This window comes from Vibrio sp. B183 (assembly GCF_000740665.1).
Taxonomy (GTDB): Bacteria; Pseudomonadota; Gammaproteobacteria; order Enterobacterales; family Vibrionaceae; genus Vibrio; species Vibrio coralliilyticus.
The window spans coordinates 1-26703 of record NZ_JPQB01000032.1 but is presented as its reverse complement, the minus strand read 5'-3'; the positions used below and the strand labels follow the sequence as shown (position 1 = coordinate 26703).

The following is a 26703-nucleotide window of genomic DNA, read 5'->3' as shown; positions in this document are numbered from 1 at the left end:
AGCTCTTTGCCTAAATTTCCTTTCAGAATCTTTAGTCGATATTTAGGTGTCCAAACAATATGATATTGGCACCGATGATAAACGTGTGAAGCGGATTCATATCTGCTCATGTTCGTTATTTCCTTCATTTGTTGGTTGCAAACGAGGACATCTTGAACATGAGCGTTCTTCGGGCAAAGCCCAAAAGAACGATCACCACCTTCTAAAGAAGGTGGTTTAGGGCTAGAAAATAAAAAAGCCCGGCGAGTAGCCGGGCTTTTGGAATTAAAAGTCGTGGTTAGTATTGGAAGCGTACTGACATGGTAATCTGAGGCCCATATAGGCCATTGTTACGTGTTTCAGCAGATAGTGACAGTTGCTCCGTTGAGTGGAAGCGTACGCCTGCATGGAACACAGAGCTGTCATCATTGCGGCCAATTCTACCTGTTGCCTCAATCTGATCGGCAAGCCACATGCGGAAACCAATGTTTACTTCTGCCACAGTATCTGTTTCACCGCCTGCTTCTTCAGTAAATTTCGTCTGATGTACAAGTAATTGACCATAAACGTCAGCAAACTGACTAATTGGTCCATTAAAGCCGATACCACCTGCCAAATCGTAGTCGTTGTCGAACTGCGTGTCTGCTCTCAGAATAAAGTGAGAGTTATCAGTGAAGAGTGTGCTGAATTCAACGCCGCTCATTTCAGGGTTCACCGCTGTACGCACTTCAAAGAAATTATAATTAAAGTTGTTCGCATTTGCCGCGCCAGCGAAACCAGCACAAATTAGCGCACTGGTTAGGATGATCTTTTTCAAGGGTAGTACTCCGACTAGCATCAAGTTTTTGACTAAAAAAAAGGCTTGCAATAAGCAAGCCAAATATTAACGCAGTGGGAGTTAAATTACTTTATCTTTAAAGTAGTTGAATACGATCAACTTCAATTTCTGGAGTATTTCCGCCTTCAAACTCACCGAAGATACGCAGGTTTGTTGTTGCATCTATGGCTTGGTTCAGGTGGATGTCATCGTCAATTTCGATTTGAATTTCGCTCTTACCATCAGAAAACACAAAGGTGTCTCCTTTAATTTGGCGTACGATGTTGCCATCAATAACAACATTCTTCTCAGTAAACATGTTGCTCTCAGCAATTAGGGAATCGACTGTTGTCAGGTCAACGGGGCCATTAAACTGGATGCCTGACGCCGATTGGCCTTCTTTTGCGAATACTAGAGTAGGTGAAAGTACTAGAGCAGCAGCGGTAGCCAAAATAACTTTTTTCATGATGTTTCCTTTTTAGACAGGTTTCGTTGTTGATGGTGCTATTAAGCCATAGCTATTTTGAATAACCTCTGAGGAGAGTATTCATATTCGATTCATTTATTGAGTCAACAAACCTAAAGAGGCTATGATTAGACAATACTCAGTAAAAAGACTCGAAAAATTAATAGATTATGCAACCAGCATTACAAGCATTGATGGTTCAGGGCACGACATCCGATGCCGGAAAAAGTGTATTAGTGGCAGCTTTATGCCGTGTATTGGCCAGAAAAGGAGTCAGAGTTGCACCTTTCAAGCCCCAAAATATGGCGCTCAACAGTGCGGTCACATCAGATGGCGGTGAAATTGGTCGTGCTCAAGCAGTACAAGCCAGTGCCGCGAATGTTGAAACTTCAGTACATATGAATCCAGTCCTACTTAAACCCAATTCGGATACTGGGGCTCAGGTAATCCTGCAAGGCAAAGCTCTCACTAACATGGAAGCGGTGGGATATCAAAACTACAAGCAAATTGCTTTACCTACCGTGCTTGAGTCTTTTTCAATACTCCAAGAGCAATTTGAATCCGTCATGATTGAGGGAGCTGGTAGTCCAGCGGAAATTAACTTACGTGAAAATGACATTGCCAATATGGGGTTTGCTGAAGAGGCAGATGTTCCTGTCATCATCATTGCTGATATTGACCGAGGGGGTGTTTTTGCGCATTTAGTTGGCACCCTAGAGTTACTTTCGCCATCAGAACAAAACCGGGTGGTCGGTTTCGTTATTAATCGATTCCGCGGTGACATATCGTTGCTTCAATCAGGGTTAGATTGGCTTGAAGAAAAAACAGGTAAGCCAGTACTTGGCGTTTTACCTTATCTTCATGGCTTTGACCTCGAAGCAGAAGACGCAATCAATAACGAACAAAATACCAGTGAATCAGCCAAGCTAAACGTCGTCGTCCCCGTACTCACCCGCATCAGCAATCACACCGATTTTGATGTGCTAAGGCAAAATCCGGACATTCACTTTCGCTATGTAGGTAAAGGTGAAAAGCTTGATAAAGCAGAGTTGATTATCCTACCGGGCACTAAATCCGTGAGAGCTGATCTCGACTATTTACGTAGCCAAGGTTGGGATAAAGATATCGCACGACATTTAAGATTAGGTGGAAAGGTGATGGGAATTTGTGGCGGATACCAAATGTTAGGACGTCATATTAGCGATCCTTTGGGCGTAGAAAGCGTTGCTGGTGAATCACAAGGTCTCGACTATTTACCTGTTTCCACCGAGTTAACCAAAGAAAAAGCACTGACAAACGTATCCGGAGTGTTGCAGTTGAATAATCAAACTGCACCAGTGAAAGGGTATGAGATTCATGTTGGCAGAACCTTAGGGGATGGCACTTCTCCAGTTTCCTTAGAATCCGGCTCATCAGATGGTGCAATCAGTGACTGTAATCAAATCTTTGGGACTTATTTACATGGTATTTTGGATAACCCACAAGCGTTAGCACTGATTTGTCAGTGGGCGGGGGCGGATAACATTGCTCCTATCGACCATCAACAGAATCAAGAAAATGCAATCAACCGAATAGCCGATGCTGTCGAACAACACATGAAGCTAGACTTAATCTGGCCGGAACTTTATACCTGATATTGATGAAATTTTTTACCCAGCGATTCTTTTACACCTTTTTGACTTTCATTTTCTCTGCGACAGTTCATGCCTCAGTGAACGTTTATGCTGCGTCGTCCATGACTAATGTGATTAAAGCGTTAGCTGAGAAATACCAAGCGGAAACGGGCGTAAAAGTTACGCCCGTTTTCGCAGGTTCTTCTTCTCTTGCACGGCAAATATTGAGCGGGGCACCTGCTGATCTCTATATATCAGCCAATACTAAATGGAGTGATTATCTAGTTCAGCAAGGAATAATTGAAGGTGACGCCGTCACAAATATTGCTCATAATCAGTTGGTTGTGATCTCACCTATCGGCCATCCTGAGCCGTTGGGACTAGAAAACCCAGAACAATGGTCCAAACGCTTGTCAGGTCAGAGACTAGCGATTGGGCAAACCAACGCAGTACCTGCGGGAATGTATGCTAAAGAAGCGCTTGAGTCGCTCGGGTTATGGAGTGGCCTAAAAGGGCAACTTGCCCCCGTCAACAATGTTAGAGTCGCCCTTACTTTAGTTGAACGTGGCGAAACGCCGCTTGGGATTGTTTATAAGACGGACGCGTTAGTGAGTGATAAAGTAAAAGTCATTGGTACGTTTCCAGCTTCGAGCCACACTGCTATTACTTACCCGATGGCAAAACTTAACGACAAACAAACCACCAAGGACTTTGCTGCCTATCTCCAAAGTACTCAAGCTCAGGCAGTATTTAAACAAAACGGATTTAACTAGGATTACCTTCATTGCTTTCTGATTACGAATATCAAGCGCTAATACTCAGCCTGAAAGTTGCGTTTTATACTATCTGCTGGCTGATTCCTATCGGGATTGGATTTGGTTGGCTGCTGGCTAAAAAGCAGTTTATCGGCAAAAGCTGGCTCGACAGCTTAATTCACCTTCCTTTGGTACTTCCTCCTGTTGTTATAGGTTATTTACTCCTCATTTCAATGGGACGCCAAGGTTTTATTGGCCAATGGTTGTATGAATATTTCGGATTGGTCTTCTCTTTTAGCTGGAAAGGGGCTGTACTTGCGTGCGTGATTGTTGCTCTACCTTTGATGGTTCGCTCAATTCGCCTCAGCTTAGAGAATGTGGATCCTAAACTTGAGCAAGCAGCCGCGACCCTTGGTGCCTCTCCGCTTAAAATATTCTTTACTATCACATTACCGCTGACAATTCCCGGAATCATCACAGGGACGATGCTTTCATTCGCACGTAGCCTCGGGGAGTTCGGAGCAACAATCAGCTTTGTGTCGAATATTCCGGGTGAAACGCAGACAATCCCCTTGGCGATGTTTACTTTTATTGAAACTCCCGGAGCAGAGCTCGAAACGATGCGCTTATGCATTATCTCCATTGTCATTGCCTTAGCCTCATTACTTGGCTCAGAGGTCCTGACTCGTCATTGTGCTAGAAGACTGGGGACACAGCGATGAGTGATATTCGAATTCAGTTTAAACAAACATTAGGCGAGCAGAAGTTTGATATCGATGTTTCAGTGCCAGAAAAAGGCATTACCGCAATTTTTGGTCGTTCCGGAGCAGGTAAAACTTCACTTATAGACGTGATTGCAGGCTTGAAAACACCTGACCAAGGTGAGATTACTGTCTCAGGAAAAACTCTTTATAGCTCGCAATCAAAAATAAACGTTTCTGCCCATAAACGCCGGGTAGGTTACGTTTTTCAGGAATCGAGGTTATTCCCACACTATCGGGTCAAAGGCAATCTTTTGTATGGTGTGCGTGAATTGGATCAACAGCATTTTGACAAGGTAATCAAATTATTGGCGTTAGAACCTCTTCTTAAACGATACCCGATACAGCTATCCGGAGGAGAGAAACAACGCGTAGCAATCGGTCGAGCATTACTTTCTAAACCAGAAATACTTTTGATGGATGAGCCACTAGCATCGCTTGATATTCCGCGTAAGCGCGAAGTATTGCCATTTTTAGAGCAGCTTGCCAGTGAGATTGAAATTCCCATTATTTATGTTTCGCATAGCCTCAATGAGGTCGTACGCTTGGCAAACCACATTGTTGTTATCGATGATGGCAAAGTGGTAACTTCAGGTAACCTAGAAGATGTTTGGTCATCTAGAGCTATGAGGCCATGGCAATCCTTCTCGGACCAAAGTTCATTGTTTGAAGGCACTGTTGTTCACCACAACACAAACTATGCTCTGTCTAAAGTGAAACTGGCGGATAATGTGTGTATTTGGGTACAGCGCTTAGAAATTGCGCCAGAAGCGAAAGTGAGACTACAGGTGAGAGCGAGTGACGTGTCGATCGCCTTGGATAAGTCTAAAAAGAGTTCAATTCGGAATATTCTCAAAGCGAAGATTGCTCAAATTCAAAGCCATTCTCAAGGCACAAATCGACAGAGCGTATCGGTTAAATTAGAACTCAGTGAAAACTGCTATTTATGGGCGACGATCACCGCTTGGGCTAAGGACGAGCTAGAACTCCAAGAAGGGATGGAAGTCTTTGCCCAGATTAAAGGGGTAAGTGTGACACAAAGAGATGTGGTATTGAGCCATTAAAAAACGCCGCGTAATGCGGCGTTTTTCGTGTTTACTGAATTATTTTACAAATACGTCAGTAAAGTCACGCTTTAGCACAGGGTCACGACGTGCTTTCTTAATCTGCTTAACCATATCTTTCACACAGTTGTGAAGAACTTGATCTAGTAGCTGTGCGCGGTATTCTTCTTTCTGCTCATCAGTCATATCTTCAGGTAGTTTAAGCGTAGGAAACTCTTCCATTACATTAATACCTGCAAACGCCTGACTTACAGAGATAAGAGCATGGAACTGCTCAAAGTTATCAAGAACATTTTGAGCACTCTTTGGCAGCTCATCCCAAGCTTCTCGAACGGCTTCCTCTGACACTTCATGAATAGAAGTTACCATGAAGTGCATTGCTTCAGGAACGCCATCAAATTCAATCACTTGACGAAGTTCTGCTGAAACAGTCGAAAGGTCGACTTTAGGTTGTTCTGTTGGATTAACGTCAGACATTAGTTTTATCTCATAAATTGTACGTGTTTAACGGCGCTATCCTAAAAAATCCTCATTAAATGTCAACCATAGTGGAGGAATTGTCGCCCTTAGAGTATTCTTTTCTATAACCAGCTGATTTTTAGGCCAGTTTACATACAAAAAGGTAGAACAAGTGGAACTATCTGGATCTTCGATGAAAATTCTTTTAGTCGATGACGTGCAAATGGAGCGCATGCAGTTGGCTATTCGTCTAAAGCAGCTGGGCCATACCGTAGAAATGGCAGCTTCCGGTGAACAAGCTCTAGAAATGTATCCCTCATTTGAGCCTGAACTTATCTTACTCGATATTTCCATGCCTGAAATGGATGGTTTTGAAGTATCTCAGCGAATCCGTGCTAACTACAAAGAATGGATACCAATCATTTTCCTTAGTAGCCACGATGAACCTGCCATGATAGCTCATGCAATTGAAGCAGGCGGTGACGATTACCTTACTAAACCGGTAGATAAGCTTGTTCTTTCCTCTAAGCTCATCGCTATGCAACGAATTGCCTTTATGCGTCGTGAGCTCAACCAAAAAACAGCCGAGTTGGCAAAAGCTAATAAAGAGTTAGAAAAACTCGCGAGTGAAGATGGACTTACAAAAGTCAAAAATCGCCGCTACATTGATGAAAAACTAAAAGAGATGATAGCGGTTCACGGTCGTCATGGTTTGCCTTTAAGTTTAATACTACTCGATGTCGACCACTTTAAGTTATACAACGACAACTATGGTCACATAGAAGGGGATAAATGCCTTGTTGAAATTGCCCAGTCCCTCACATCACTGTTTTCTCGAAGCGGAGAAATAGTAGGTCGTTATGGTGGCGAAGAGTTTGTCGTAGTGCTGGGGCACACCGATGCTGAACATGCAAAGAAGCACGCAATGCGAGTTCAATCAACACTAGAAGCTCTCGCTATCAAACATGAGTATAGCTCCACAGCAGAATATGTGACAGTGTCACAGGGCGTGTGTGGTTTTAACCCTACTGGAAAAGAGACACCCGACGAAATGTACTCGAAAGCTGACGAGGGGCTCTATCGCTCTAAAAGTGAAGGCCGGAATCGCTTTACGTACATAGATTGACCATCTGTTATAGACTATAAAAAAGGTTCAGCTTATAGGCTGAACCTTTTTTTTTTACCAGTAGTCAGGCCGATTCAATACGGTTACGCCCAGCACGCTTTGCTTTATATAAAGCGGCGTCAGCGCACTTCATCACCTCAGAAACACTATCAGCATTCTCATGGTCAGCCACACCAATACTAATCGTTACATTTACATGATCGTGTGAGTTAGATTTACGACGTTTTTTAGCGCCAGATTTATCGTCCTTTGGTCGAGACTTCTCATTGCGAACCACCATTTCGTATTCTTCAATCGAAGAACGCAAGAGCTCAAGGTGATCTAGGGCCTCATCGACGTCTTTGTTCTTAAACAACACCGTGAACTCTTCGCCCCCGTAACGGTAGACTTTAGCTCGGCCACCGACTCTCTGCATTTTACTGGCGACAAGCTTCAGAACATCGTCACCAGTTTCATGTCCGTAAGTGTCATTAAATGATTTGAAATGATCAATGTCGAGCATTGCTATTGTATAACGTTTCCCTAAATGACGCAGATCTGATTCTAACGCGAGTCTCCCTGGTATATCTGTCAGCCGATCTTTAAATGCGAGCTCATAACTTGCCGAAAGCATATAAATCAGTAACAAGAACCCAGAGAGGGTAAACATGGTGCTGGAAACATACTGAACGTGGAAAAATGTAAACGTCACGGAAGAGAGTGTGATCGCAGAATACACGACCACATCAATAATACGATTAACCCGAAGAACAACAATCGCACTCAACAATATTGCACCAACCGAATACAAAACGAGAATTAACGGCAGTCGCGAAACGCTGGGCTCAGAGTAAAGAAATGTCTCGTCGAAATTTTGGAATCCGCCTTCATAAAAGTAGGCAAGAATAAGGTAACACCAAATAGCAATAAGTGACAATGTCACAATATAGACAATGAACGCTCGGCTTAAAACACCTCTTTCCTTGTATGGATAGACTAATGCACAAGCAATAGGGACTACAAATGCAAGCAGAGAGAGCTCAAGAAGGGTTGAGCCGGTTGAAAGCGAGCTTTGCAGATATTCTTGTATGTACCAATAAACAACAAGCATGGTCAGCGCAACCATAGCAATACGACATTGTTTAAACGCGTGACCTAAGCCAATGACACACAAGAATAAAAAATAAGGGAGATTAGAAGTAATACCTAAGTTTGCTTGCGTTAGATTGATGACGTTGTTCATACCAAAGCCGATCATTGCTAACAGCAGCACCGGAAACGTCAAACGAAACCAATTTGTTGTCACCAAAGAAAACGACATCTATCTAGCCTAGCCTTATTAATTAACTTCTTAATATACAAGTCTTAGAATACTTTGATTTGATGATTTTCCAAGCTTTTTACTAAACTAATGAATGAAAAGTGAGTGTTAGTATGAACAATGGTCAAAAAGTGATGAGAAAGCATCCTTAAATCGATTTTGTGTTTTATAGTTAACTGATACTCATAAGAAAAGTCTGAATCTTAAAGGAGTTAAGATTTATGCAAATTAGTGTTGATGTTCACAACTACATGGAGACCCTTGTAGGTCAGGTGTTAGCTGACAGTCAGTACACTGATAGGTTTGATCATGAACAGCTCGCAGATTTAGCCTGCTTAGCACTAAGTCAGCTCAGACCTGTTTATATCCGCCACGATATCGACTTTCTGTCTGCGTTATCCGAAGATCGCTTGGTTGTCCTTAAAAGATACTCAGAGACTGCTGTCGAAGCGGCTCTGACAATGATAGTTGACGATAGAAGAAGAAATCGTAAAGATGAAGTTCCTATCATGTTCAGCAAACCACGATTCGATGACGATACAGAACTCGAATGGTTTGAAAAACCTCTGGTTATGAATAAACAAATTACCTAAAGGAGTACTAGGTGGGACTATTTTCTCGTTTGTTTGGTGGCGGTAGTAAAGAGCAAGCTAAAATCGAAGTTGAACCGGTGGAATATAAGGGTTTTCTTATCTATCAAGAGGCCCAGCCGGAAGGTGGGCAATTTCGCATTGCTGGCCGGATAACAAAAGAATTAGAAGGGCAAACTCAAGAACATAGGTTTATCCGTTCAGATGTACTGGCATCCGAGTCCGATGCTAATGAATTCATGCTAAAAAAAGCACAAATGTTCATCGATCAGATGGGTGATAAAATTTTTAGTTAGTCTTTTCCTAGTTGACGAGCGTCATAAATTTAAGAGCCATTAGTCGTTATGCTGATGGCTCTTTTATTTTGTGTATTGCATCTATTTGTTTGATTTGATGACAATTAACGGTAACTGGTACGACCTCTCATTTTAAAATGAAAGCGTTGTTTCATTACCTCGTAATACTCGAAGTGCTTCATTACCAACGGTTATATGTAATGATATTTTGTATTTTTGTTACAAAGTGCTTGAAGTTAATGAAACCGTTAGATAAAAACAATTAATCATTGTTGCCAGTAGTCAAGGAATAGCTATGCAAATTGGTGTGCCAAAAGAAATACTCGCGGGAGAAACGCGAGTGGCTGCCTCGCCCAAGTCGGTAGAGCAGCTGTTAAAGTTAGGATTCGATGTAAATGTCGAATCTAGTGCAGGGGAACTTGCAAGTTTTGATGATTCTTCTTTTCAATCATCAGGTGCAAGCATTGTTACCAAGGAAGAGGTGTGGCAATCAGACCTCATTCTTAAAGTCAACGCACCAAGTGACGATGAAATCGCTCTAATTAAAGAAGGAGCAACACTAGTTAGCTTCATCTGGCCAGCTCAAAACCCAGAGTTAATGGAAAAGCTATCCAGTAAGAACATCAATGTTATGGCGATGGACTCTGTTCCACGCATCTCGCGTGCGCAAGCTCTCGATGCTCTTTCTTCAATGGCAAATATCGCAGGTTATCGCGCTGTTGTAGAAGCGGCTCACGAGTTTGGTCGCTTCTTTACGGGTCAGATCACAGCTGCGGGTAAGGTTCCACCAGCGAAAGTTTTGGTTGCGGGTGCTGGTGTTGCAGGCCTTGCAGCCATCGGGGCTGCTGGTAGCTTAGGCGCAATAGTTCGAGCATTTGACGTTCGACCTGAGGTTAAAGAGCAAGTCCAATCTATGGGTGCCGAGTTCCTTGAAGTCGATTTCAAAGAAGACTCTGGCGCAGGTGATGGCTACGCGAAAGAAATGTCTGATGAGTTCAACAAGAAAGCGGAAGAGCTTTACGCTGAACAGGCCAAAGATGTTGATATCATCATTACGACTGCACTCATCCCTGGTCGTCCAGCTCCTAAGCTGATCACCAAAGACATGGTGGATAGCATGAAAGCGGGTAGTGTAGTTGTCGATCTTGCTGCTGCCAATGGTGGTAACTGCGAATACACTCAAGCAGACAAAGTCATTACAACTGCGAATGGCGTTAAGATCGTCGGTTACACCGATATGGTTGGTCGCCTTCCAACTCAATCTTCACAGCTTTACGCAACTAACTTAGTCAACTTGTTGAAACTGCTATGTAAAGAAAAAGATGGCAACATTGACATCGATTTCGAAGATGTCGTATTACGTGGCGTGACCGTTATTAAAGAAGGTGAAGTCACTTGGCCTGCACCACAAATTAAAGTATCGGCTCAGCCTGAGCAAAAACCATCAGAACCAGTAAAAGCAGAAGAAAAAGTCGAAGAACCCGTTTCTCCGGTTAAGAAACTGGCTGCTCTAGCGGTTGGTGTTGGTGCATTTGCATGGATAGCATCCGTTGCTCCAGCAACATTTCTTTCTCACTTTACCGTCTTCGTTCTAGCATGTGTTGTAGGCTACTACGTAGTCTGGAACGTCACCCATGCGCTGCACACTCCTCTTATGTCTGTAACTAATGCAATCTCAGGCATTATCGTGGTAGGTGCGCTGCTACAGATTGGGCAGGGCAATGGTGTGGTTTCCTTCCTGGCGTTTATCGCTGTTTTAATTGCAAGCATAAATATATTTGGTGGCTTTACTGTTACCAAACGCATGCTTGAAATGTTCCGTAAAGATTAAGGAGTAACGAGAATGTCTGCAGGATTAGTACAAGCAGCTTATATTGTTGCTGCATTATTCTTTATTTTAAGTCTGGCTGGTTTATCTAAGCAGGAATCTGCCAAGTCTGGTAACTATTACGGCATCGCCGGTATGACGATCGCTTTGATCGCAACGATCTTTGGCCCTGAATCTCAAGGTTTTGTTTGGATCGTTATCGCAATGGCGATTGGTGGCACTATTGGTATCCACTACGCGAAGAAAGTGGAAATGACCGAAATGCCTGAATTGGTCGCTATTCTTCACAGTTTTGTGGGTATGGCAGCCGTGCTTGTTGGTTACAACAGCTATCTAGATGCACCAGAAGCGGCAACCCACGCTGAGCATGTAATTCACCTCGTTGAAGTCTTCCTCGGCGTATTCATCGGTGCCGTTACCTTTACAGGTTCTGTTGTAGCATTTGGTAAGCTACGCGGTATCGTTTCTTCGTCACCTTTGAATCTTCCACACAAACACAAGCTAAATCTAGCAGCCGTTGTTGTTTCAACATTACTAATGCTACATTTCGTCAATGCCGACGGAAGCATGTTTGCGCTTATTGTGATGACATTGATTGCATTTGCATTTGGCTACCACCTAGTGGCATCAATTGGTGGTGCGGATATGCCAGTCGTCGTATCAATGCTTAATTCTTACTCAGGTTGGGCAGCCGCAGCAGCTGGTTTCATGCTTGCAAACGATCTACTCATCGTTACAGGTGCTTTGGTTGGCTCTTCCGGTGCGATCCTTTCGTACATCATGTGTAAAGCGATGAACCGTTCCTTTATTAGTGTTATCGCAGGCGGCTTCGGTCAGGAAATTTCAATCTCGAGCGATGTGGATCACGGTGAACACCGCGAATCAACGGCAGATGAAGTCGCTGACATGCTGAAAAACTCTAAGTCAGTCATCATCACACCAGGATACGGAATGGCTGTGGCTCAAGCGCAGTACCCAGTGCACGAAATCACTGAGAAGTTAAGAGCGAAAGGCGTTGAAGTACGATTCGGTATTCACCCTGTCGCGGGTCGACTACCAGGGCACATGAACGTGCTTTTGGCAGAGGCAAAAGTGCCTTACGATATCGTTCTAGAAATGGATGAGATCAACGAGGACTTTGAAGAAACCGACACAGTTCTGGTCATCGGTGCGAACGATACTGTTAACCCAGCAGCGCAAGAAGATCCAAACAGTCCAATTGCGGGTATGCCCGTACTAGAAGTTTGGAATGCGAAGAACGTAGTGGTATTTAAACGTTCAATGAACACGGGTTACGCTGGAGTTCAAAACCCATTATTCTTCAAAGACAATACGCAGATGCTATTTGGCGATGCGAAAGAGAGTGTAGACGCTATTTCGAAAGCCCTGTAACATGATTTAACTAAGTAAGAAGCCAGCAATTGCTGGCTTCTTTTGTTTTCTGAGTAGCATTATTGACACCAATATTACATTTGAAATTTATATTTTTGCGATAATGCTTTACTCTAAATCTAACCTACTGATTTATAGATTTTTTGCATTGATAAAAACGGCTTTCAATATATTAACAGTATGTACGGCAATCTTTAGCTTCAGTGCTAGCGCAAATTCGCTGCCGGAGCGAATCGATAAGTTTGTTGATTCGTTTAGCAAGGACCAATTCAGTGCATCTTATGATATTCGTATTATGCAGTCGGATTACCCGACCCGTTTAATTACGCCAGATTCAATGCTGCCTCAGACGTCATCATATCCACTGCGTGATATTCAACGTCTTTATCAACTTGCACAAAACTGTACCGGAAAACTGCCTCTAAGCCCCTTAATTACTGAACCTCTCGTATTTACGAGAGCCGTGTGTAAAGGGACAAAACTGAGTGCGAAGTGGTTTGCCCGCAGTGGATTAATTCATCCAGGCGGCGGTACTTATGCAAAGCGTTATGTATCTCTGCATCCTGAAAGGCAGGAACAGCTGCAGCAGTACATGCATATAAAAGAGCGTCCGTTGGCACCAAGAGCAACATTGCTTGGTCGCCTACAACGCATGAACGAAGAAACGATTCTCGCCTTGCTTTCGGGGTCAAGCATGTTTCTTGAACAAGGTGAAATGTGGCTTCGCCAAAATGACAGTTACTTAGTATTTCCAGAGAGTGTATGGAAAACAAATGCAGACGATGCAGGGCTGAGTGTTCAGTTAAAAAGTGAATCAAACAGTTGTTTTGTACAACGAGGCAACCTGTGTTGGGATGTAGAGGACCACTCTCAGATATTGCGAATCAGCATGGTAGTGCTGGTTATAGCCAATATTTTGCTGGTACTTGGCTGGTCCGTATATCGCTGGAACACCAAAAGACAAGAGATGAAGAGCAGAATGTTGATTCTTCAGATACTCACACATGAACTTAGGACCCCGATCGCGAGTCTATCTTTAACAGTGGAAGGATTTCGCCGTGAATTCGAGAAACTTCCGGAGTCTGTTTATGACGAGTTCAGAAGGCTGTGTGAAGACTCTCGTCGTTTAAGACAGCTGGCAGAAGCCAGCAAAGACTATCTACAGTCAGACAATAAGCCACTGGCGACGGAATGGGTACCGTCCGTCAAAGAGTGGTTAGAGTTTAAAGTAGAAGAAGAATTTCATGGAAAGATTGAGTTTACGATCAATGAAGACGTAGCAGCAAAGCTCAATGTCTATTGGTTGGGAACTTGTATCGATAACCTGATCCGCAATGCCACAAAATACGGCGTTGCCCCGATAGTGCTGGATGTTAGCACTGATAACAATTTGATTACCGTTAAGGTTATAGACCAAGGTGAGCTAACTCAAAAAGATTGGCGACAATTACGTAAGCCTTTTGTTAGCAAAGCTGGTCTTGGTTTAGGCTTAACTATCGTTGAATCTATGGTTGGAAGAATGGGCGGAAAAATGTCCCTTATAGGTCCACCTACAACGTTTATATTGGAGATACCTTGTGAAACAGACACTGCTTCTTGTTGAAGACGACAAAAATCTGGCCGATGGCCTGTTAGTAAGCCTGGAACAAGCAGGATATGAGTGTTTTCACGCTGAAATGATTGCTGATGTAGAGCAATATTGGGAAAAGGCTGACTTAGTGATTCTGGATCGTCAGTTGCCAGATGGTGACTCAGTGGAACACCTAGTTGGATGGAAAGCGATTAAAGATGTACCAGTCATTCTGCTAACGGCGCTAGTAACCGTTAAAGACAAGGTTACAGGCCTTGATGCGGGAGCGAATGATTACCTGACAAAACCATTTGCTGAAGCAGAGCTGTTCGCCCGTATTCGTGCTCAGCTACGCGCACCTGAATCTGATGCGCAGGATGACAGCAAGGTCAAAACTCAGCACCTTGTTATCGATAAAGCCACTCGTGAAGTCTTCTACAAAGACGAATCGATTACTTTAACAAGAACCGAGTTTGACTTGTTACTGTTTTTGGCAAGTAACCTCGGACGAGTCTTTACCCGTGACGAACTACTCGATCACGTATGGGGCTATAACCATTTCCCAACAACCCGTACCGTTGATACTCACGTGCTTCAACTCCGTCAGAAGTTACCTGGGCTTGAGATTGAAACGCTACGTGGCGTTGGTTACAAAATGAAAGCCTGATGAAAATCAAAGCCTTACTAATAGGCGTGCTACTCAGCACGCCTGCTACAGCCGCTAACATTCCTTGGTTTGAGAGTAATTCACCTCTTACACAAGCTCACAGGTACCTGCTCAATGATGATTTACCGGCGATGTTTTCGTCGTTGATAGAAGTTTGGCAGCAGGAAAAGAATAGGGCGATCTCACCTCATTTAAACGAACTATTTCAGCAATCTCTGCAAGTTGATTGCGGCAAGGGCCTAGATTCAAAACCACTTCCTGATTGGATCAAGGGAGTGACTGTGCGTGCTATCGAAACACAAAGTCCTGGTCGAGATTCCTACCGAGCACTTATCGAAGTTGCCTCCCGAAAAGATGTTGCTGATATTTCCTTAACCCGTTGGGTACAAAAAAGTATTTCGACAGACAATTCATTTGCCGCACTTGCGGAAACTGACGACGAAGTAAAATCATACGTCAAACGCTATAACCTCAATAGCAAGATTCCAATGGGTTTATACCGGCTAGATGTAACGGCGAAAGACCAAACATCTTGGAGCTCTTGGCTAGTCTTTGGAGAACCGAAAGCCAAAGTGACTATACGTTGGCAGTCTAAAGATCAATGGCGAGTTGAACGCAACGCATTGTTAAACTCTCATTGTCCACTACCTAAACTCGACACAGCACTTTATGACTACGTTGATGGCCAATATAACAAAGTGTGGGGAGCAACCTATGAATCGGATTATCCAACTGCATTAGAGCCTAATCCTGTTGATCCTGGTCGATACGTTTTAGCAGTGTCGATGACCCATCAAAGATGGCAAGGCCCAATAATTGTTGAACAGTCCCAAATAATTAGTAAAACATACGACGTTTCTATAGAGGAATAATTAAAGTTAGGACACAATAGGGCGATATAAACACAAGGGATCAGAAAGTTTATATCGATATGAAAAATTCAATAAAAATCTTATCGTTGTCTATTGCGTTGGCTTCCACAAGTTCATACGCAGCCACCTATGCAGTTGAAGCACGAGGCGACGCAATGGGTGGAGTTGGGGTTGTTTCTGCAAACTTCTTAACAGCGCCTTTTTACAACCCGGCAATTACAGCGATTTATCGACGCAATGACGATGTAGGGATGATCATCCCTTCATTTGGCTTAGCTTACAATGATGAGCATAATATGGTTGATGACTTAGACAAAGTGTCTGGCATTATCGATAGTGCTCTAAAAGATATTAATAGTGTTAATGTGAGTGAGCTTCAGTCTTCATTAGATGCACTAAAGGGAGATGTAGCCAAACTTGAAATTGGTGGTGCAGTAGCATTCGCAATTCCAAACAGTTTTATTGCTGCTAACTTTTTCGGCAAAGCTTACGCTGAGTCTTTTGCTCAACCGGATATTTACGATGGTGCAAGTACGCCAGATTCGGATCTAAACACCGTAGTAAATGCTGAGCTAAGTGCAGTTAACGCCGTTGCTATTGGTGTCGCAGAAGTCGGGATTTCTCTGGCTAAGTATCAAACCTTCCTCGGCCAACATATTTCTTTTGGCGTTTCACCTAAAATTCAACGTATCTACACCTATGTCTACAGTGCGAATCTAAACAACTACGACATTAAAGATGTCCGAGATAATGGTACCGGCGAAACCATGTTTAATATGGATGCTGGTTTTTTATGGTTTAGAGGGCCATTTAGAGTTGGAGTTGCAGCAACGAATCTAGTTAGTAGAGATATTCAAACACAGACTTTGTCTACCACTGTTACATCTCAGGCAGCGTCTAGTGCAGGCTACACAGAAAGCAGAACCATTACAAACTCATATGCTTATCAGATGAGACCTCAATATACCGTGGGTATGGGACTAGTCGCGGATTACGCAACATTAAGCGTCGATTACGACATCAATGAAGACGAACGCTACACGAACTTCAATGATAATACTCAATATGTCAGAGTCGGCGGTGAAATCGATATTATGCGTCAACTTAAGTTAAGGGCAGGGTGGCGACGTAATCTCGCCTATGACAACCTAGACGACACCATCACTGCAGGTATTGGCTTATCACCGTTAAACCTTTTCCAGATGGATATTGGTGCAAGTTATACCAACGAGAATTCAATGGGCGCTTATATAAACTTCTTGGGAAGTTACTAGAATTTCTGGCGATACGCATTGAATCGTAATATAGTCGGCTCCTAATTTTTGTTAGGAGCCTTTTTTATGCTAGATGATTTTCCGCCTCTTTCTCATGAGGAACAACAGAAAGCCGTCGAAAAAATCCAAGAACTGATGGCGCAGGGAATAAGCACCGCGGAAGCCATTAAAATCGTCGCAGAGGACATCAGGAAGAAAACCTCCCAAAACGACTAATGAAAATGAATCGAGAATAAGAGAGCAGGAGACTGCTCTCTTTTTTTATGTCTGAAGCAAATATTTCGCCTAAACGCACTGCTTAATTCTCAATAAAAAACAAGATCGTAAGCCAACCACAAACAAAACAAAAGAGTAGAAAATCAAACATTCCCCTTGATATACAACCACTTATGACAGAGTTATATCCTTACCAAATAAAGCCTTAAAAGTTAAATGTAATTATATTACAGGACATTGTAGTATGTCTGTAAGCGCTCACTATGACGCCAGATATTATTTTGTTTGGTGATACTGTCACAAGGGAGTGTATAGTGAAGTAGATATGTGAAAGTTAACGATCAAGCATTGAAGAACTACCATTTGTACTCTGAAAGTAACAGTGTTCGTAGCTAGTAAGCTTTTAGGTTGCCTTAATCAACCAAGGGACATTCAATATCTATTGTTGTGACAATGTCACATATTGTTGCTCAGATATGTTTAATGGAGAGTTGTAATCTCTTTCAATTGTTGATTTGATGGTTCCGATTAGATTTCAAATTTCGAAGGTAAAGTTTTGGCTATCTACATTAAGAAAGCGGGAGTGGAATACTCTAAATCAATTAGTGAGCTTATTACGCCACTTACGGACAAATATGTTTGCCCAACATGCGAAGAGTCAGTTCGAGTTGTACTGTTGGATTCGATGGCACCAGAGAAGATCCGTGAATACCAAGAAAGCGATTATCGATACCACGTCGCTGAAAAAAGTGATGGTACGATTGTTGGAGTGATTGGCATGCGTGAAGAAACCCATCTCTATCATTTGTTTGTCTCTGATGAGTACCAAGGGCAGGGGCTATCACGAAAACTATGGGAAACCGCTATGTCAGATGTAAAAACAAGAGTCGAAGTTACATCTTTTACCGTTAACTCTGCAGTTAATGCCGAACATGTTTATCTAAGCTTTGGCTTCAAACGTATTAATGATGTAAGAAGCCGTGGCGGCATGGTCGACATACCAATGGAACTCACACTTGAGTCATATTAGCCAGATCAAACAAGATCTCCAATGATCCCAGAATCTATAACTTCATTTCGACCGTTGTAGATTCTACGATAGCTTCATTTTCGTATCGCTTTAAAGGGCTCATAACAGAGCTGGGATTATATATAGCGCGGTATTGAGCAAGTTTCTTTCTTATAGGCACGTAGACAAAATGGCTATTAATGTTCTCAACTTGAAAACCCAATAACAAGTTCAGCTCATAAGAAATTGAGTATTTGCCATTTTCCAATGGGACTAGTTTGAACCAAGAGTTACAATCGACTGCCTGTTGATTGATCTCATTAATAACGCCTTGACTCAGGTTTTCATATTCACCGTTATGTTCGCAGAGGCGAAACCTCATTTCTATTGGCTCAGCATCAACGTTCAATACAATTTTCCTATCAACTTCATCTTTACGTGTATAGGTAAAGCTTATCTTTTTACCATCTAAGTTCGGCTCACCAATCACATGCTCATACTCAACATTCTCTATGAAATTTGGTTGTAGTTGAGGAGTGTTGCTACAGCCAACAAAAAGAAGTGTATGGAGTATAGTAATAAGCTTTTTCACAGAGGAACCAATTAGGATAACTTAACAATCAAAGCGCATTCTCTCATAAGAGCATTGCTTCATACTAGTTGTAGACGATAAATCATAGCTACTGAATAGGTAGGATTTATTATTGGCCATGTGTCTGAATATCAAACTCTAACAACGTACATATTGCTTACACCATTAGTGAGCATTATTCTGTTTTATGTGAAATAGATTGATTTACTGAATACTTGAACACTATGAAACAGGGAGACAATTTATAAGTTTGTCACAAAACACAAAAGTGATTTAAATGCGCGACTTACGATTAATTGCCACTCAACTACATGAAAAATATGATTTTTGCCCCATTTATCATAATGAGACAAAGATCACATGAAAAGAAGAATAAAAGAAGAGCTATTCAACCACGATCTATACATTAACCAAGTTAAAGACTTGCTGATTTGGCATTTTGATGATCATAAAGAAGCGGCACATTACTTTGGAGTAACGCCTCAAACCGTCAAGAACTGGCAGAAAACGGGGAAATGGCCGCTTGCAGTGGTAAGGCTGCTGTTGATCATGCATCGTGGATATTTGCCTACATCTAAACCTTGGCGCGGGTTTAAAGTAAGAGGCGATAAACTCATTACACCAGGTGGCAGAGAACTGACAGCATATGATTTGATGGAGTTAGATATTCGAGTGAGCTTGAAAACAACATCAAATGTGATTCAGTTCAGAAGAAAAAAAAAGAAGAGGTACAGGATTAAAAAACCTCCTGGCATCCGACGTTCAAAACCAAAAGGCCAAGTTATGTAACTTGGCCTTTCTCGTTTTCCTCGGGTTTGTGCCTGGATTCATAGATAGAGACCTCTGTCATCACATAGATATACAGTAAGAACACTGCTGGCCCTGCAAGTAAGTTCCACCAATCATCTCCTATGAAAATCGAATCAATGTCGGCTAAGGAAATAAGACTAAAGACTTTTAGCCAACTGATTATCAGCTCAATCATTAAAAACACAAGACTCAGCCTAAGTGTATAGTTAGCTAGCCGTGCCGGCATTGATTCGCTAAATACAGCAAAGATGATAAGGAGAGGAATCACTATCAGAAATAGTTCCAGAATCATAGCCATAGACGTTTCTCTTTATATGTACTTTATTTTAATCAATTGTAGCAGCACCAATCGCTTATAGCTCAATCAAATCAGCTAATTACCTAACTATCACTTCAAGCTATTAATTAACATCAACCTATATTGAAAGGTGTTCAATAACTGCATTAAGCACGTTAAGCTACGCTTATATATTCATACGTATTAACGATCAAAAATGATCAATTAGATTATCTAAATTGGGTAGCGGATTTGTACGTGGTGCAGGCACTTGAGTAAGCTTGTCTCGAGGTTTTGTCCTGGCATACGCATACCAGGACGTAAGAAGCAGACCAGGGACAATGAAAAATAGGGCGGTGCTGACATTCTTTTTCATACTCTATCCTCGAGTTTGGTGACGCGTTCCTCGAGCTTTTCCATCATCAACCTTAACCAGCGAATGTCAGTTTTGAGTGTGACGCCGAGACCGACGCCACAACACAAAGCATTTACCGCGGCCAGTAGCAGCGTTTGGTATTCCACCATGCTTAGAACTCTTTTCGGATCGTTTCCCAGATACCGAGTGCGACCGGCACGGCCGTACCGATTAAGCCGCCGTATTGCACACCGGATTCAGTGATGCTGGCCGTGAGCAGTTCAGGGTGGCCCATGGCGAGAGCCGCACCTGAGCCAATTAACGCAATGCCTTTTTTCGTCGATGGCTCATCGATGTTGATGTCGATTTTAGAGAGTAGGTTCTTCATAATAGTTTGTTCCTTTTCAGATATTTGATGGCATAGGCAGCGGCCACGCCGCCTATGACTGTAATGGCGATTTTCTTCACGTCCTGCTTGGTCATGCCATGGCAACCCCTTCACGGGCCATGTTGATGCCGTAATAGTTGCCAACTTCTTTGCGGCTCATGGCGTGTAGCAATTTCGCTAACAGTTCCTGGTCGGTCACGTCCACGATTTGGTTCTCACCAATGCCGGTCCACTGGCTGACGTGTTTCACGTATAAGCCGGTGTCGTTCTCGTTTGGCGGGGCGAACCGGTGGATCATTTGGCTCAGTGTTTTGTAGCCTTGGCGGTAGTAACTGCGAAGCACACGCGCACCGGCACGAAAGCCGTAAACAGGGTGGGTGAACTCTTCAAACGACTTGTTCAGGTCTAGCGGGCTTTCACCTTTCCATTGCGTGTGATCGTTTTCTGATTCTCGAATGTTCAGCGGGTTGTTATTGCGAACACCGCGAGGCAATGATTTACGATAAGTCATATAGGCCAGGCCTCCGATTAAGACGACGCTTGCGGCAATGACGGTTTTTGAGGCCATACCACATCCTTTAGCGTGTTTTGAGTTTGGGTAATGTCGCGCAGTTGTTGGCGATACTGGCGAAATGGCGCAATATCGACACCATTGTCTAACGCCAGATTGACCAGATAATCCGCTTCAGCAAGCAGGGGCTTTCGCGCTTCTCGAAGCTGCTCGAGCCTGCACTCAGGGTGCATAGTTTCGTCGTAGTTGATTTCCATTATTTATACAGTCCCTCTAAGAAGAATGCTTTGTTTGGGTGATCGAGATAGCCGGTTAACAAAACGGGCAATGCGATAAGAAAAGAACCCTTTCGAGTGCGGGCAATGGGATGCGCATGAATGTAGCCACCGAAGTAGCCGCCGTGAGTGAATTGACTGAATTTCCATTTACCCAATGTCGATGAGGCCATTAAGCCCCCGTTCGCCAGTCCTTCCTCAAGTTTGATGAAGGCCGCGCCACTAATCATCCCAGACAAAGCGATGGGACCAGGGAACAGTGTCCAATGTGAACCGTTCATGTTTGTGCCTTCTGGCAAGTCCCAGGACACACGAAACACATTGAATGATCGTATGTAGTGCTCTGTTTTTCTGACATCGAAATCGAGGTATTCCTCTCGAATGTCGGTTTCCATATCACTCAATATTTGCAATTGAGCGCTTGATCGACTGGCTGGGTCTTTGTGGATGGTGTCCACTTTTTCCAGCGTCACCAGACTACTGACCGCAAAGCCTTTGGGAATGGTGGCGCCATCTTCCACCGTCATGGTCTGATTGGGTGAAAGGGCAAGGGTGGCCAGCTTGCCTGTGATTGGTTCAATGGCGTTTTTCAGCGCTTGGTCTTGCTGCGCAATTCTAGCGTTAGAAGCATTTTGAAATTGACTCAGTGCTTGTTGTGTATCCGTTGAAAACGCCTGCTTGAGCGCATCAAACTGCGTTTGCATGGTGCTGATGGCGCCACCTTTGATGGTATCGAGTAAGCTGCGCGCTTCGGTCACCATTTGGCTGATGGCCGAAAAGTTGTTTTCACTCATAGAGGTTGTGTCTCCAGTTCAGCTTTCACGCTCTGGAAGCGGGGCAAGGTGTTTGCCGTGACGCTTTCCGCCAGACCGTAAAAGTCATGATGGTCAGTGATAGAGTGACGCTGTAACCCTAAAAGGGCGGCACTCAAAGCAATCTGATTGCTGTAGACGCCCCGCATCATTTCCAGGGCGTCGACTTGTTCAGGTTGCAGGTTCATTAAGTGTTCCGTCAGCGGATCGAATGCTCGAGCGCGACGGGGCATAAAGCTACTAATTGTGCACCTCCAAAACGGCCAGCTTTAACGGGCCGCTGCCATTGTTAAACGCCCACAGTTCTCCACCGCCATTAAGCGTTATCCCGCCTGGCGATTGTCGGTCGCCAAGAATAGACAGGCCATTGACGGCTGAGACGGTTTGTCCGCCTAGCATGGCTTCGCACTCGCTTGTGCTGATGTTCTGCACCACGATTTCTTTGCGACTGGCCGACGCCTGGCAAAGCCGTTTGCTTTGTCCTGGCTCAATGTCGACGTGCGCCGCTGAAGTGAAGCTTTGCGGGCTGACTTCCCGCGTGTTCACAATCGTTCGCACTTCAGTGACCGCCATAGCGTCGGCCACTTTAAGGTTCACCGGTGGCGTGGTTTCAATCTCTCGCTCGGTCAGCTGATACACCACATGGGTTGGGGTGGTGCGCGGGTTACTGAGCTCGAGTTCGTTGAGCTCATCAATGTTGAGTTTGTCGCCGGCATCGATGCGGGTACGTTCGCTGTTGTCACTCTGAACAAAGAAATAGTCCGAGGCTTCACGAACAATCAGCCAGCGATAGCGGGCCACACTGATGCGTTTGACTTCGCCAGGTTGTAAAATCATCGACTCCCCCTGTAGGCCATGACCGCCAGACCAATCACGGTGACACCGAGCGCGGCGTACACGACTTTGGTCATCTCGGGCGTGTTGCCGGTTTGCTCATGCGCTTTGGCTTTATCGGCCATCGCAATCGCGGTTCGGGCATTCTCATTGGATTGCGCCGCCATGCTTTTCACCGCATTGATGGCCCCGAGTGAGGTGTTCTCCATCTTATCCAGTGATTCACGGCTGACCCCCATGGCGTTTTTCATCGATTCTTCGCCAAAGTTGAGCGCCTTAGTGATGCTGTCACCACCCATTTTTAACGCTTTGTCCACGGCGTGCTCATTGGACTTAAGCGCGTCTCGCCCAAACTCCAGTGAGGCTTTGGCCGTTTCAGAAGCGGCTTTTACCGCGCCGTGGTCCGTGGCGGTGACGTTAATCGTTGATTTGTTCACACCACCGACCAAGACGCCCAGATTGTCACCGCTGACGGCGTTCGTGCCGTTGACGTTGGTGTTTTGGGTGGTGTTACTGCTGCTACTGCTTCCGCCTTTACCCATGGGCGCCTCCTAGATTCAGGATGTAACTGCGCTCCTGATTGGATTCAATCTTGTCGAGTTCGAATCCAAAGCCAGTGAGGAGCCTGCCCATACCAGGGCGATAGGCGTTGTAGGTAATGGCGGTGTAGCCCATGGCCTGGCAGCGCTCAATAATCAGTGGCGCCGCCAGGTGCAAACCCGTGCCGGTCATCGCGTTGATGTGGTACGCGCCATCGATGACGCGCCCCACAAAGCGAAGTAAGACCCCTTTGGCTTTCACCAGGTAAAGGCCAGCCTGTCCAGACTGAACACGTTCGACCATTTCCAGCCATTCTGCTTTGGCACACTCTGAGCCGGTAAACGCGGGTTTAAGCTGCTCTAAGTGATAGCGTAGGTCTGGGCGAGTCGGGCCAATAAAACTGATGGTCATGCGCTTTTCCATACCAGCAGCCCCCCGACAACGGTGAGTGCTACCCAAGGCAGCCAGGAAGACACGCCACCGGCTACCACGCCCAGTTTTAAGAGTTTGGTCGCGCTTGAGCCCGTCCAAAATCCCGCCCCAAAGCCAAGGCCGCCTGCCATTAAAGGCACTAAAACCACTAAAGGCATGTCGGCTCCTTACTTGTTGTTGGCAAGCGCAATCAGGCCCACGCCGAGCAAGGTCACCCCGAACGCACCGGCGCCATACAGGGCCCATTTCGGCACGGTGGTACCGCTGGCACTTTGCGGCGTGGTCACGGCATTGCCATGATTATCCGCTTCCTGGGACACTTGCTTTTGCGTGTTGGGATTGACCGTCTGAGTAGGGGTGGTCGCGTTGGTGATGAGGTTGTTAAAGCCTTCACCGACCGAGTCGAGCATCCCGCTGCCAAAGTTTCCGAGGTCATCAAAAAATGACATAGACGCCCCCTTAGCCGTTCACCAGGTCAGGGCGCACCACGTTCACCGATTCGACAATGATTGGAATGGTCCCGCACGGCTCACTGGTTTTCACCGTGAACTTCAGCTCATGTTGGTGCACAGTCGGCATCAGCTCGTCCAGGTAGTAGCCGCGCATAATCGGATCGAAATGGTAGAAGCCCGATTGCCAGAAACGGCGGTTACGCTTGGCGCGCATGACATCGACCACGGCTGTCGAGTCGTATTCACGGATGTAGTCGCGAGAGAGTTCCACGCTCTTAATCTTGTCGCTGACAAAGTGCATACGACGTACATGCAAAAGCGGGCCTGAGACCAGGTCTAAGAACTCGTTCTCGGTCGCCGTGGCTTGCATGGTTTGTTTCTTGATTTGCGGCACGACAATGCGCGCGGCTTGCGCCGGTGATACCGAGGCATGGCCTTTAATCTGCACCGCTGGCGAGTTCTCCGGTGCCGGCGCAATTTCCACTTCCAGCAGAATGTTGTCGCCTTTTTCCGTCACCAGGGCGGTGTAGCGCATGCCGTTTTTGGTCTTGGCCGTGATATCCGCCAGTGGGATTTGATAGAACCCATCCGCCGCCGGCATGCCTTTGTAGGCTTCAAGCATCTTCATCAGCTTGCCATCCAGAACGACAATCTCATCGCCGTTTAAGGTGATGGTTACTCGAGTGATTTGCTCAGGCAGCAAATTGGTTTCCAGGAAGATTTCTTCATAGGTTGGGCCGGTTGGCAGCACCAAAGAGGCTTTTTCGCCGTAACCCGCGCCGGTGAAGGAGTTCAGTTTCATTACAGAAATCATGCGTGCTCCTTAATCGCCGATTGCGTCTTCAACAGCATCAACGTTGTTCGATGCCCAGACCACGCCAGCCGCGACGACACACGCCACAAGGCCAATCACCATCACGTTTTTCGCGTTCACTTTAATCATGTGTTCTCCAAAAAATACCGCTCGTTAGTGAGCGGTATTAGTGGTAACGCGATAAGTGCCTTGGATGCCTAACCCCGATATGGCTTAGATGTGCCTTAAGCGTGATGGCTTTCACACATCACCAGCGAATCTTGCCTTTTTCCACCTCAACACCGACCTGGCAGAAATACTCAAAGCGCTGCAATTTTCCCTGCTCTAAGGCACATATGCCGGTGAGGTCTTCGAGGTATCGACGACTCTTAGGCGTCTTGGTCAGCATCACATAGCCATATTCGCAGTTATCGATGATGGTCTTTGGCACTTCCTGGCCACGCTGAAACAGATTAATGGTGTGGATGTTGTACGAGCGGCCCAGGCGAAGCAGTTTCCCATGGTAGCCAGTGGCTTTGCCGGCGCCGGTCGAGTTCTCCGCGACTTCTTCACAAATGACCTTGAGCGGTTTCTTGTGCATGCCGTCACCGCAGCCCCAGACCACTCGGCAGAACAAATCAAAGTCTTTCGCACACGGCTCACCAGGGCGATACGCAATCTTAAAGCCCTGGCGCGTGTCACGGCCGGCGAGTAGGGCGCGGGCAAAGGCTTTGAGGTGTGTGTAGACACGAATCTTGCGACCGCGCAAGAGGCCATCGTATTCACGTTTCGGATCGTATATCGCCACCTGGTCGGTGGGCTTAATCAAGAGCTTTTTCGCCAGGGACGATTTCCCCGAGCCTGACATGCCGACGACATAAGCATGATGGTTATCGAGTTTGTTATTGTTGTTGATTGGTTCCAAGGTTTCCCCCAATAAAAAGACCGTCCAACAGTGGACGGCCTTAGTGGTACTGGCTTATGTGCCTTAGATGCCTAATATTAAATGCTTTGGATGTGCCTTAAGTGTGATAACTCTCACCTTAGTGCTGTGTTGATTCGGATTGCTCCTGCTGGGCGCGCTCGAGTTCGGCGCGTTTGGCCTCGAGGTCGAGTTTCTTTAGCTGTCGATGCTGCATAAAGAGTGAAGCACTTAAACCAAGCACCGCAATCCCGAGCGCTATCTCTTCTTTGTACTTTACCGCCCAGGGCGGCGGGCTGACGTTGTATTTGAGAATGACCGGCGCGGCCGCCTGGGAAATCGAGACCGCATTGCTCTCATCAATTTCCATACGTGGGTCGACGAACTCTTTAACCATGGTATCGACGATACCCATACCAACCAATATGCCTTCCTGAGTGGCTTCGAGTGCCATTTGTTTCGCGTCGATTTCGTTTTGCTTTTGCGCTTTGTCTTGCTGCTCTTTCTCGAGCGCGACTTCTGGGTCAAACTCGGTTTCGATTTCATCGAGAAAAGCGGTGGTCTCTTCTGCGCTGCGTGTCTCGAGTTCAAGTTGTTGTTCCTGGTCTTGTGATGTAGTCATGATGGATTCCTTAAACGAAGCGAAGATGAGAGAT

Annotated in this window: 37 protein-coding genes; 16 read left to right on the top strand and 21 right to left on the bottom strand. The window is 45.1% G+C overall.

Annotated features, from left to right (window positions below; all coding sequences use genetic code 11):
- The 3 genes from IX95_RS26150 to IX95_RS24050 all read right to left on the bottom strand — a co-directional run.
- On the bottom strand, nt 1-110 hold a 110-nt coding region (locus IX95_RS26150; protein WP_200876927.1), incomplete at its 3' end, for a transposase.
- Between the two features lie 167 nt (nt 111-277).
- On the bottom strand, nt 278-817 hold the full coding sequence (locus tag IX95_RS24055) for a hypothetical protein (RefSeq protein ID WP_409459197.1): 540 nt from the start codon (nt 815-817) through the stop codon (nt 278-280).
- Between the two features lie 76 nt (nt 818-893).
- Nucleotides 894-1262, bottom strand: a complete 369-nt coding sequence (locus IX95_RS24050) for a YgiW/YdeI family stress tolerance OB fold protein (RefSeq protein WP_006960977.1) — start codon at nt 1260-1262, stop codon at nt 894-896.
- A gap of 170 nt (nt 1263-1432) precedes the next feature.
- Here IX95_RS24050 and IX95_RS24045 point away from each other — a divergent pair, with 170 nt between their 5' ends.
- The 4 genes from IX95_RS24045 to modC are packed head-to-tail and all read left to right on the top strand — an operon-like array spanning nt 1433 to nt 5455.
- Complete coding sequence (locus tag IX95_RS24045) at nt 1433-2896, top strand: cobyric acid synthase (protein WP_081885482.1); 1464 nt, start codon at nt 1433-1435, stop codon at nt 2894-2896.
- 5 nt (nt 2897-2901) lie between these two features.
- Nucleotides 2902-3648 (top strand): molybdate ABC transporter substrate-binding protein, encoded by a 747-nt coding sequence (gene modA / locus IX95_RS24040; RefSeq protein WP_038164623.1) that lies wholly within the window; start codon nt 2902-2904, stop codon nt 3646-3648.
- 11 nt (nt 3649-3659) lie between these two features.
- Nucleotides 3660-4352 carry a molybdate ABC transporter permease subunit gene (gene modB, locus IX95_RS24035; protein WP_019274592.1) on the top strand — a complete coding sequence of 231 codons (693 nt, stop codon included), beginning with the start codon at nt 3660-3662 and terminating at the stop codon, nt 4350-4352.
- On the top strand, nt 4349-5455 hold the full coding sequence (gene modC, locus IX95_RS24030; RefSeq protein ID WP_038164621.1) for a molybdenum ABC transporter ATP-binding protein ModC: 1107 nt from the start codon (nt 4349-4351) through the stop codon (nt 5453-5455). The genes modB and modC overlap by 4 nt, the downstream gene beginning before the upstream one ends.
- A gap of 39 nt (nt 5456-5494) precedes the next feature.
- Here modC and IX95_RS24025 read toward each other — a convergent pair whose 3' ends face one another.
- Entirely contained in the window at nt 5495-5932 is a 438-nt protein-coding gene (locus IX95_RS24025) for a DUF3069 domain-containing protein (RefSeq protein ID WP_038164619.1), read from the bottom strand.
- Nucleotides 5933-6107: 175 nt separating this feature from the next.
- Between IX95_RS24025 and IX95_RS24020 the strand changes: the two genes are divergently transcribed.
- Nucleotides 6108-7040, top strand: coding sequence for a GGDEF domain-containing response regulator (locus tag IX95_RS24020; protein ID WP_006960988.1), 933 nt, complete (start codon nt 6108-6110; stop codon nt 7038-7040).
- A 64-nt stretch (nt 7041-7104) separates the two neighbouring features.
- Here the strand turns inward: IX95_RS24020 and IX95_RS24015 are convergent, their stop codons facing one another.
- Nucleotides 7105-8340 (bottom strand): GGDEF domain-containing protein, encoded by a 1236-nt coding sequence (locus IX95_RS24015; protein WP_038164617.1) that lies wholly within the window; start codon nt 8338-8340, stop codon nt 7105-7107.
- A 221-nt stretch (nt 8341-8561) separates the two neighbouring features.
- Here IX95_RS24015 and IX95_RS24010 point away from each other — a divergent pair, with 221 nt between their 5' ends.
- The 10 genes from IX95_RS24010 (at nt 8562) to IX95_RS23970 (ending at nt 18075) form a co-directional block, all read left to right on the top strand.
- The gene (locus IX95_RS24010; RefSeq protein ID WP_006960991.1) at nt 8562-8933 is read left to right on the top strand and encodes a late competence development ComFB family protein; all 372 of its coding nucleotides are present in this window, start codon (nt 8562-8564) and stop codon (nt 8931-8933) included.
- Nucleotides 8934-8944: 11 nt separating this feature from the next.
- Entirely contained in the window at nt 8945-9226 is a 282-nt protein-coding gene (locus IX95_RS24005; protein WP_038164615.1) for an HlyU family transcriptional regulator, read from the top strand.
- A gap of 295 nt (nt 9227-9521) precedes the next feature.
- A complete protein-coding gene (gene pntA, locus IX95_RS24000; RefSeq protein WP_038164613.1) occupies nt 9522-11057 on the top strand; it encodes a Re/Si-specific NAD(P)(+) transhydrogenase subunit alpha in 1536 nt (511 codons plus the stop codon).
- A gap of 12 nt (nt 11058-11069) precedes the next feature.
- Nucleotides 11070-12446 carry a Re/Si-specific NAD(P)(+) transhydrogenase subunit beta gene (gene pntB, locus IX95_RS23995; RefSeq protein ID WP_038164611.1) on the top strand — a complete coding sequence of 459 codons (1377 nt, stop codon included), beginning with the start codon at nt 11070-11072 and terminating at the stop codon, nt 12444-12446.
- Nucleotides 12447-12549: 103 nt separating this feature from the next.
- Complete coding sequence (gene vxrA, locus IX95_RS23990) at nt 12550-14049, top strand: sensor histidine kinase VxrA (RefSeq protein ID WP_081885481.1); 1500 nt, start codon at nt 12550-12552, stop codon at nt 14047-14049.
- Nucleotides 14024-14683 carry a response regulator transcription factor VxrB gene (vxrB, locus tag IX95_RS23985; protein ID WP_006960996.1) on the top strand — a complete coding sequence of 220 codons (660 nt, stop codon included), beginning with the start codon at nt 14024-14026 and terminating at the stop codon, nt 14681-14683. The genes vxrA and vxrB overlap by 26 nt, the downstream gene beginning before the upstream one ends.
- Nucleotides 14683-15555: a DUF2861 family protein gene (locus IX95_RS23980; protein ID WP_038164609.1), complete on the top strand. Its 873-nt coding sequence runs from the start codon at nt 14683-14685 to the stop codon at nt 15553-15555. The genes vxrB and IX95_RS23980 overlap by 1 nt, the downstream gene beginning before the upstream one ends.
- Before the next feature lie 59 nt (nt 15556-15614).
- Nucleotides 15615-16829: a conjugal transfer protein TraF gene (locus IX95_RS23975; protein WP_038164607.1), complete on the top strand. Its 1215-nt coding sequence runs from the start codon at nt 15615-15617 to the stop codon at nt 16827-16829.
- 66 nt (nt 16830-16895) lie between these two features.
- Nucleotides 16896-17045, top strand: coding sequence for a YoaH family protein (locus tag IX95_RS26145; protein ID WP_081305591.1), 150 nt, complete (start codon nt 16896-16898; stop codon nt 17043-17045).
- A 556-nt stretch (nt 17046-17601) separates the two neighbouring features.
- On the top strand, nt 17602-18075 hold the full coding sequence (locus tag IX95_RS23970; protein WP_051912655.1) for a GNAT family N-acetyltransferase: 474 nt from the start codon (nt 17602-17604) through the stop codon (nt 18073-18075).
- A gap of 34 nt (nt 18076-18109) precedes the next feature.
- On the opposite strand, the gene IX95_RS23965 is transcribed toward IX95_RS23970, so the two are convergent.
- The gene (locus IX95_RS23965) at nt 18110-18646 is read right to left on the bottom strand and encodes a hypothetical protein (protein ID WP_235202667.1); all 537 of its coding nucleotides are present in this window, start codon (nt 18644-18646) and stop codon (nt 18110-18112) included.
- A 360-nt stretch (nt 18647-19006) separates the two neighbouring features.
- On the opposite strand from IX95_RS23965, the gene IX95_RS23960 reads away from it, so the two are divergent.
- A complete protein-coding gene (locus IX95_RS23960) occupies nt 19007-19435 on the top strand; it encodes a DUF3653 domain-containing protein (protein WP_038164605.1) in 429 nt (142 codons plus the stop codon).
- On the opposite strand, the gene IX95_RS23955 is transcribed toward IX95_RS23960, so the two are convergent.
- The 15 genes from IX95_RS23955 to IX95_RS23890 form a co-directional block, all read right to left on the bottom strand.
- Nucleotides 19428-19754, bottom strand: coding sequence for a hypothetical protein (locus IX95_RS23955; RefSeq protein WP_038164603.1), 327 nt, complete (start codon nt 19752-19754; stop codon nt 19428-19430). The genes IX95_RS23960 and IX95_RS23955 overlap by 8 nt on opposite strands.
- 351 nt (nt 19755-20105) lie before the next feature.
- Complete coding sequence (locus IX95_RS26715) at nt 20106-20258, bottom strand: hypothetical protein (RefSeq protein WP_019274609.1); 153 nt, start codon at nt 20256-20258, stop codon at nt 20106-20108.
- A gap of 2 nt (nt 20259-20260) precedes the next feature.
- Entirely contained in the window at nt 20261-20476 is a 216-nt protein-coding gene (locus IX95_RS23950; protein ID WP_038164601.1) for a hypothetical protein, read from the bottom strand.
- Nucleotides 20477-20567: 91 nt separating this feature from the next.
- On the bottom strand, nt 20568-20987 hold the full coding sequence (locus IX95_RS23945; RefSeq protein WP_038164629.1) for a virion protein: 420 nt from the start codon (nt 20985-20987) through the stop codon (nt 20568-20570).
- A 17-nt stretch (nt 20988-21004) separates the two neighbouring features.
- Entirely contained in the window at nt 21005-21244 is a 240-nt protein-coding gene (locus IX95_RS23940; RefSeq protein ID WP_038164599.1) for a phage tail assembly chaperone, read from the bottom strand.
- Entirely contained in the window at nt 21244-22056 is an 813-nt protein-coding gene (locus IX95_RS23935) for a hypothetical protein (RefSeq protein WP_038164597.1), read from the bottom strand. Before IX95_RS23935 ends, IX95_RS23940 begins: the two co-directional genes overlap by 1 nt.
- Nucleotides 22053-22262 (bottom strand): hypothetical protein, encoded by a 210-nt coding sequence (locus tag IX95_RS23930; RefSeq protein ID WP_235202665.1) that lies wholly within the window; start codon nt 22260-22262, stop codon nt 22053-22055. Before IX95_RS23930 ends, IX95_RS23935 begins: the two co-directional genes overlap by 4 nt.
- A gap of 52 nt (nt 22263-22314) precedes the next feature.
- Nucleotides 22315-22911: a hypothetical protein gene (locus IX95_RS23925; protein WP_038164592.1), complete on the bottom strand. Its 597-nt coding sequence runs from the start codon at nt 22909-22911 to the stop codon at nt 22315-22317.
- Entirely contained in the window at nt 22908-23450 is a 543-nt protein-coding gene (locus IX95_RS23920) for a hypothetical protein (protein ID WP_038164590.1), read from the bottom strand. The genes IX95_RS23925 and IX95_RS23920 overlap by 4 nt, the downstream gene beginning before the upstream one ends.
- Nucleotides 23443-23907: a hypothetical protein gene (locus IX95_RS23915; RefSeq protein ID WP_327196156.1), complete on the bottom strand. Its 465-nt coding sequence runs from the start codon at nt 23905-23907 to the stop codon at nt 23443-23445. The genes IX95_RS23920 and IX95_RS23915 overlap by 8 nt, the downstream gene beginning before the upstream one ends.
- Complete coding sequence (locus tag IX95_RS23910; RefSeq protein WP_038164586.1) at nt 23856-24038, bottom strand: hypothetical protein; 183 nt, start codon at nt 24036-24038, stop codon at nt 23856-23858. The genes IX95_RS23915 and IX95_RS23910 overlap by 52 nt, the downstream gene beginning before the upstream one ends.
- Before the next feature lie 9 nt (nt 24039-24047).
- On the bottom strand, nt 24048-24329 hold the full coding sequence (locus IX95_RS23905; protein WP_019274621.1) for a hypothetical protein: 282 nt from the start codon (nt 24327-24329) through the stop codon (nt 24048-24050).
- A gap of 10 nt (nt 24330-24339) precedes the next feature.
- Nucleotides 24340-25146, bottom strand: coding sequence for a major capsid protein P2 (locus IX95_RS23900; RefSeq protein ID WP_038164584.1), 807 nt, complete (start codon nt 25144-25146; stop codon nt 24340-24342).
- A 247-nt stretch (nt 25147-25393) separates the two neighbouring features.
- Nucleotides 25394-26050, bottom strand: a complete 657-nt coding sequence (locus IX95_RS23895; protein WP_038164627.1) for an ATPase — start codon at nt 26048-26050, stop codon at nt 25394-25396.
- A 118-nt stretch (nt 26051-26168) separates the two neighbouring features.
- Nucleotides 26169-26703 (bottom strand): hypothetical protein (locus IX95_RS23890; RefSeq protein ID WP_327196155.1); only part of this gene is annotated, 535 nt, incomplete at its 5' end.

Coding starts and splice junctions, on each gene's coding strand:
- IX95_RS24055 (WP_409459197.1), bottom strand. CDS start 817: ATGCTAGTCGGAGTACTACCCTTGAAAAAGATCATCCTAACCAGTGCG.
- IX95_RS24050 (WP_006960977.1), bottom strand. CDS start 1,262: ATGAAAAAAGTTATTTTGGCTACCGCTGCTGCTCTAGTACTTTCACCT.
- IX95_RS24045 (WP_081885482.1), top strand. CDS start 1,433: ATGCAACCAGCATTACAAGCATTGATGGTTCAGGGCACGACATCCGAT.
- modA (WP_038164623.1), top strand. CDS start 2,902: ATGAAATTTTTTACCCAGCGATTCTTTTACACCTTTTTGACTTTCATT.
- modC (WP_038164621.1), top strand. CDS start 4,349: ATGAGTGATATTCGAATTCAGTTTAAACAAACATTAGGCGAGCAGAAG.
- IX95_RS24025 (WP_038164619.1), bottom strand. CDS start 5,932: ATGTCTGACGTTAATCCAACAGAACAACCTAAAGTCGACCTTTCGACT.
- IX95_RS24020 (WP_006960988.1), top strand. CDS start 6,108: ATGAAAATTCTTTTAGTCGATGACGTGCAAATGGAGCGCATGCAGTTG.
- IX95_RS24015 (WP_038164617.1), bottom strand. CDS start 8,340: ATGTCGTTTTCTTTGGTGACAACAAATTGGTTTCGTTTGACGTTTCCG.
- IX95_RS24010 (WP_006960991.1), top strand. CDS start 8,562: ATGCAAATTAGTGTTGATGTTCACAACTACATGGAGACCCTTGTAGGT.
- pntA (WP_038164613.1), top strand. CDS start 9,522: ATGCAAATTGGTGTGCCAAAAGAAATACTCGCGGGAGAAACGCGAGTG.
- pntB (WP_038164611.1), top strand. CDS start 11,070: ATGTCTGCAGGATTAGTACAAGCAGCTTATATTGTTGCTGCATTATTC.
- vxrA (WP_081885481.1), top strand. CDS start 12,550: ATGCTTTACTCTAAATCTAACCTACTGATTTATAGATTTTTTGCATTG.
- IX95_RS23980 (WP_038164609.1), top strand. CDS start 14,683: ATGAAAATCAAAGCCTTACTAATAGGCGTGCTACTCAGCACGCCTGCT.
- IX95_RS23975 (WP_038164607.1), top strand. CDS start 15,615: ATGAAAAATTCAATAAAAATCTTATCGTTGTCTATTGCGTTGGCTTCC.
- IX95_RS26145 (WP_081305591.1), top strand. CDS start 16,896: ATGCTAGATGATTTTCCGCCTCTTTCTCATGAGGAACAACAGAAAGCC.
- IX95_RS23960 (WP_038164605.1), top strand. CDS start 19,007: ATGAAAAGAAGAATAAAAGAAGAGCTATTCAACCACGATCTATACATT.
- IX95_RS23955 (WP_038164603.1), bottom strand. CDS start 19,754: ATGGCTATGATTCTGGAACTATTTCTGATAGTGATTCCTCTCCTTATC.
- IX95_RS26715 (WP_019274609.1), bottom strand. CDS start 20,258: ATGGTGGAATACCAAACGCTGCTACTGGCCGCGGTAAATGCTTTGTGT.
- IX95_RS23950 (WP_038164601.1), bottom strand. CDS start 20,476: ATGAAGAACCTACTCTCTAAAATCGACATCAACATCGATGAGCCATCG.
- IX95_RS23945 (WP_038164629.1), bottom strand. CDS start 20,987: ATGACTTATCGTAAATCATTGCCTCGCGGTGTTCGCAATAACAACCCG.
- IX95_RS23940 (WP_038164599.1), bottom strand. CDS start 21,244: ATGGAAATCAACTACGACGAAACTATGCACCCTGAGTGCAGGCTCGAG.
- IX95_RS23935 (WP_038164597.1), bottom strand. CDS start 22,056: ATGAGTGAAAACAACTTTTCGGCCATCAGCCAAATGGTGACCGAAGCG.
- IX95_RS23930 (WP_235202665.1), bottom strand. CDS start 22,262: ATGAACCTGCAACCTGAACAAGTCGACGCCCTGGAAATGATGCGGGGC.
- IX95_RS23925 (WP_038164592.1), bottom strand. CDS start 22,911: ATGATTTTACAACCTGGCGAAGTCAAACGCATCAGTGTGGCCCGCTAT.
- IX95_RS23920 (WP_038164590.1), bottom strand. CDS start 23,450: ATGGGTAAAGGCGGAAGCAGTAGCAGCAGTAACACCACCCAAAACACC.
- IX95_RS23910 (WP_038164586.1), bottom strand. CDS start 24,038: ATGCCTTTAGTGGTTTTAGTGCCTTTAATGGCAGGCGGCCTTGGCTTT.
- IX95_RS23905 (WP_019274621.1), bottom strand. CDS start 24,329: ATGTCATTTTTTGATGACCTCGGAAACTTTGGCAGCGGGATGCTCGAC.
- IX95_RS23900 (WP_038164584.1), bottom strand. CDS start 25,146: ATGATTTCTGTAATGAAACTGAACTCCTTCACCGGCGCGGGTTACGGC.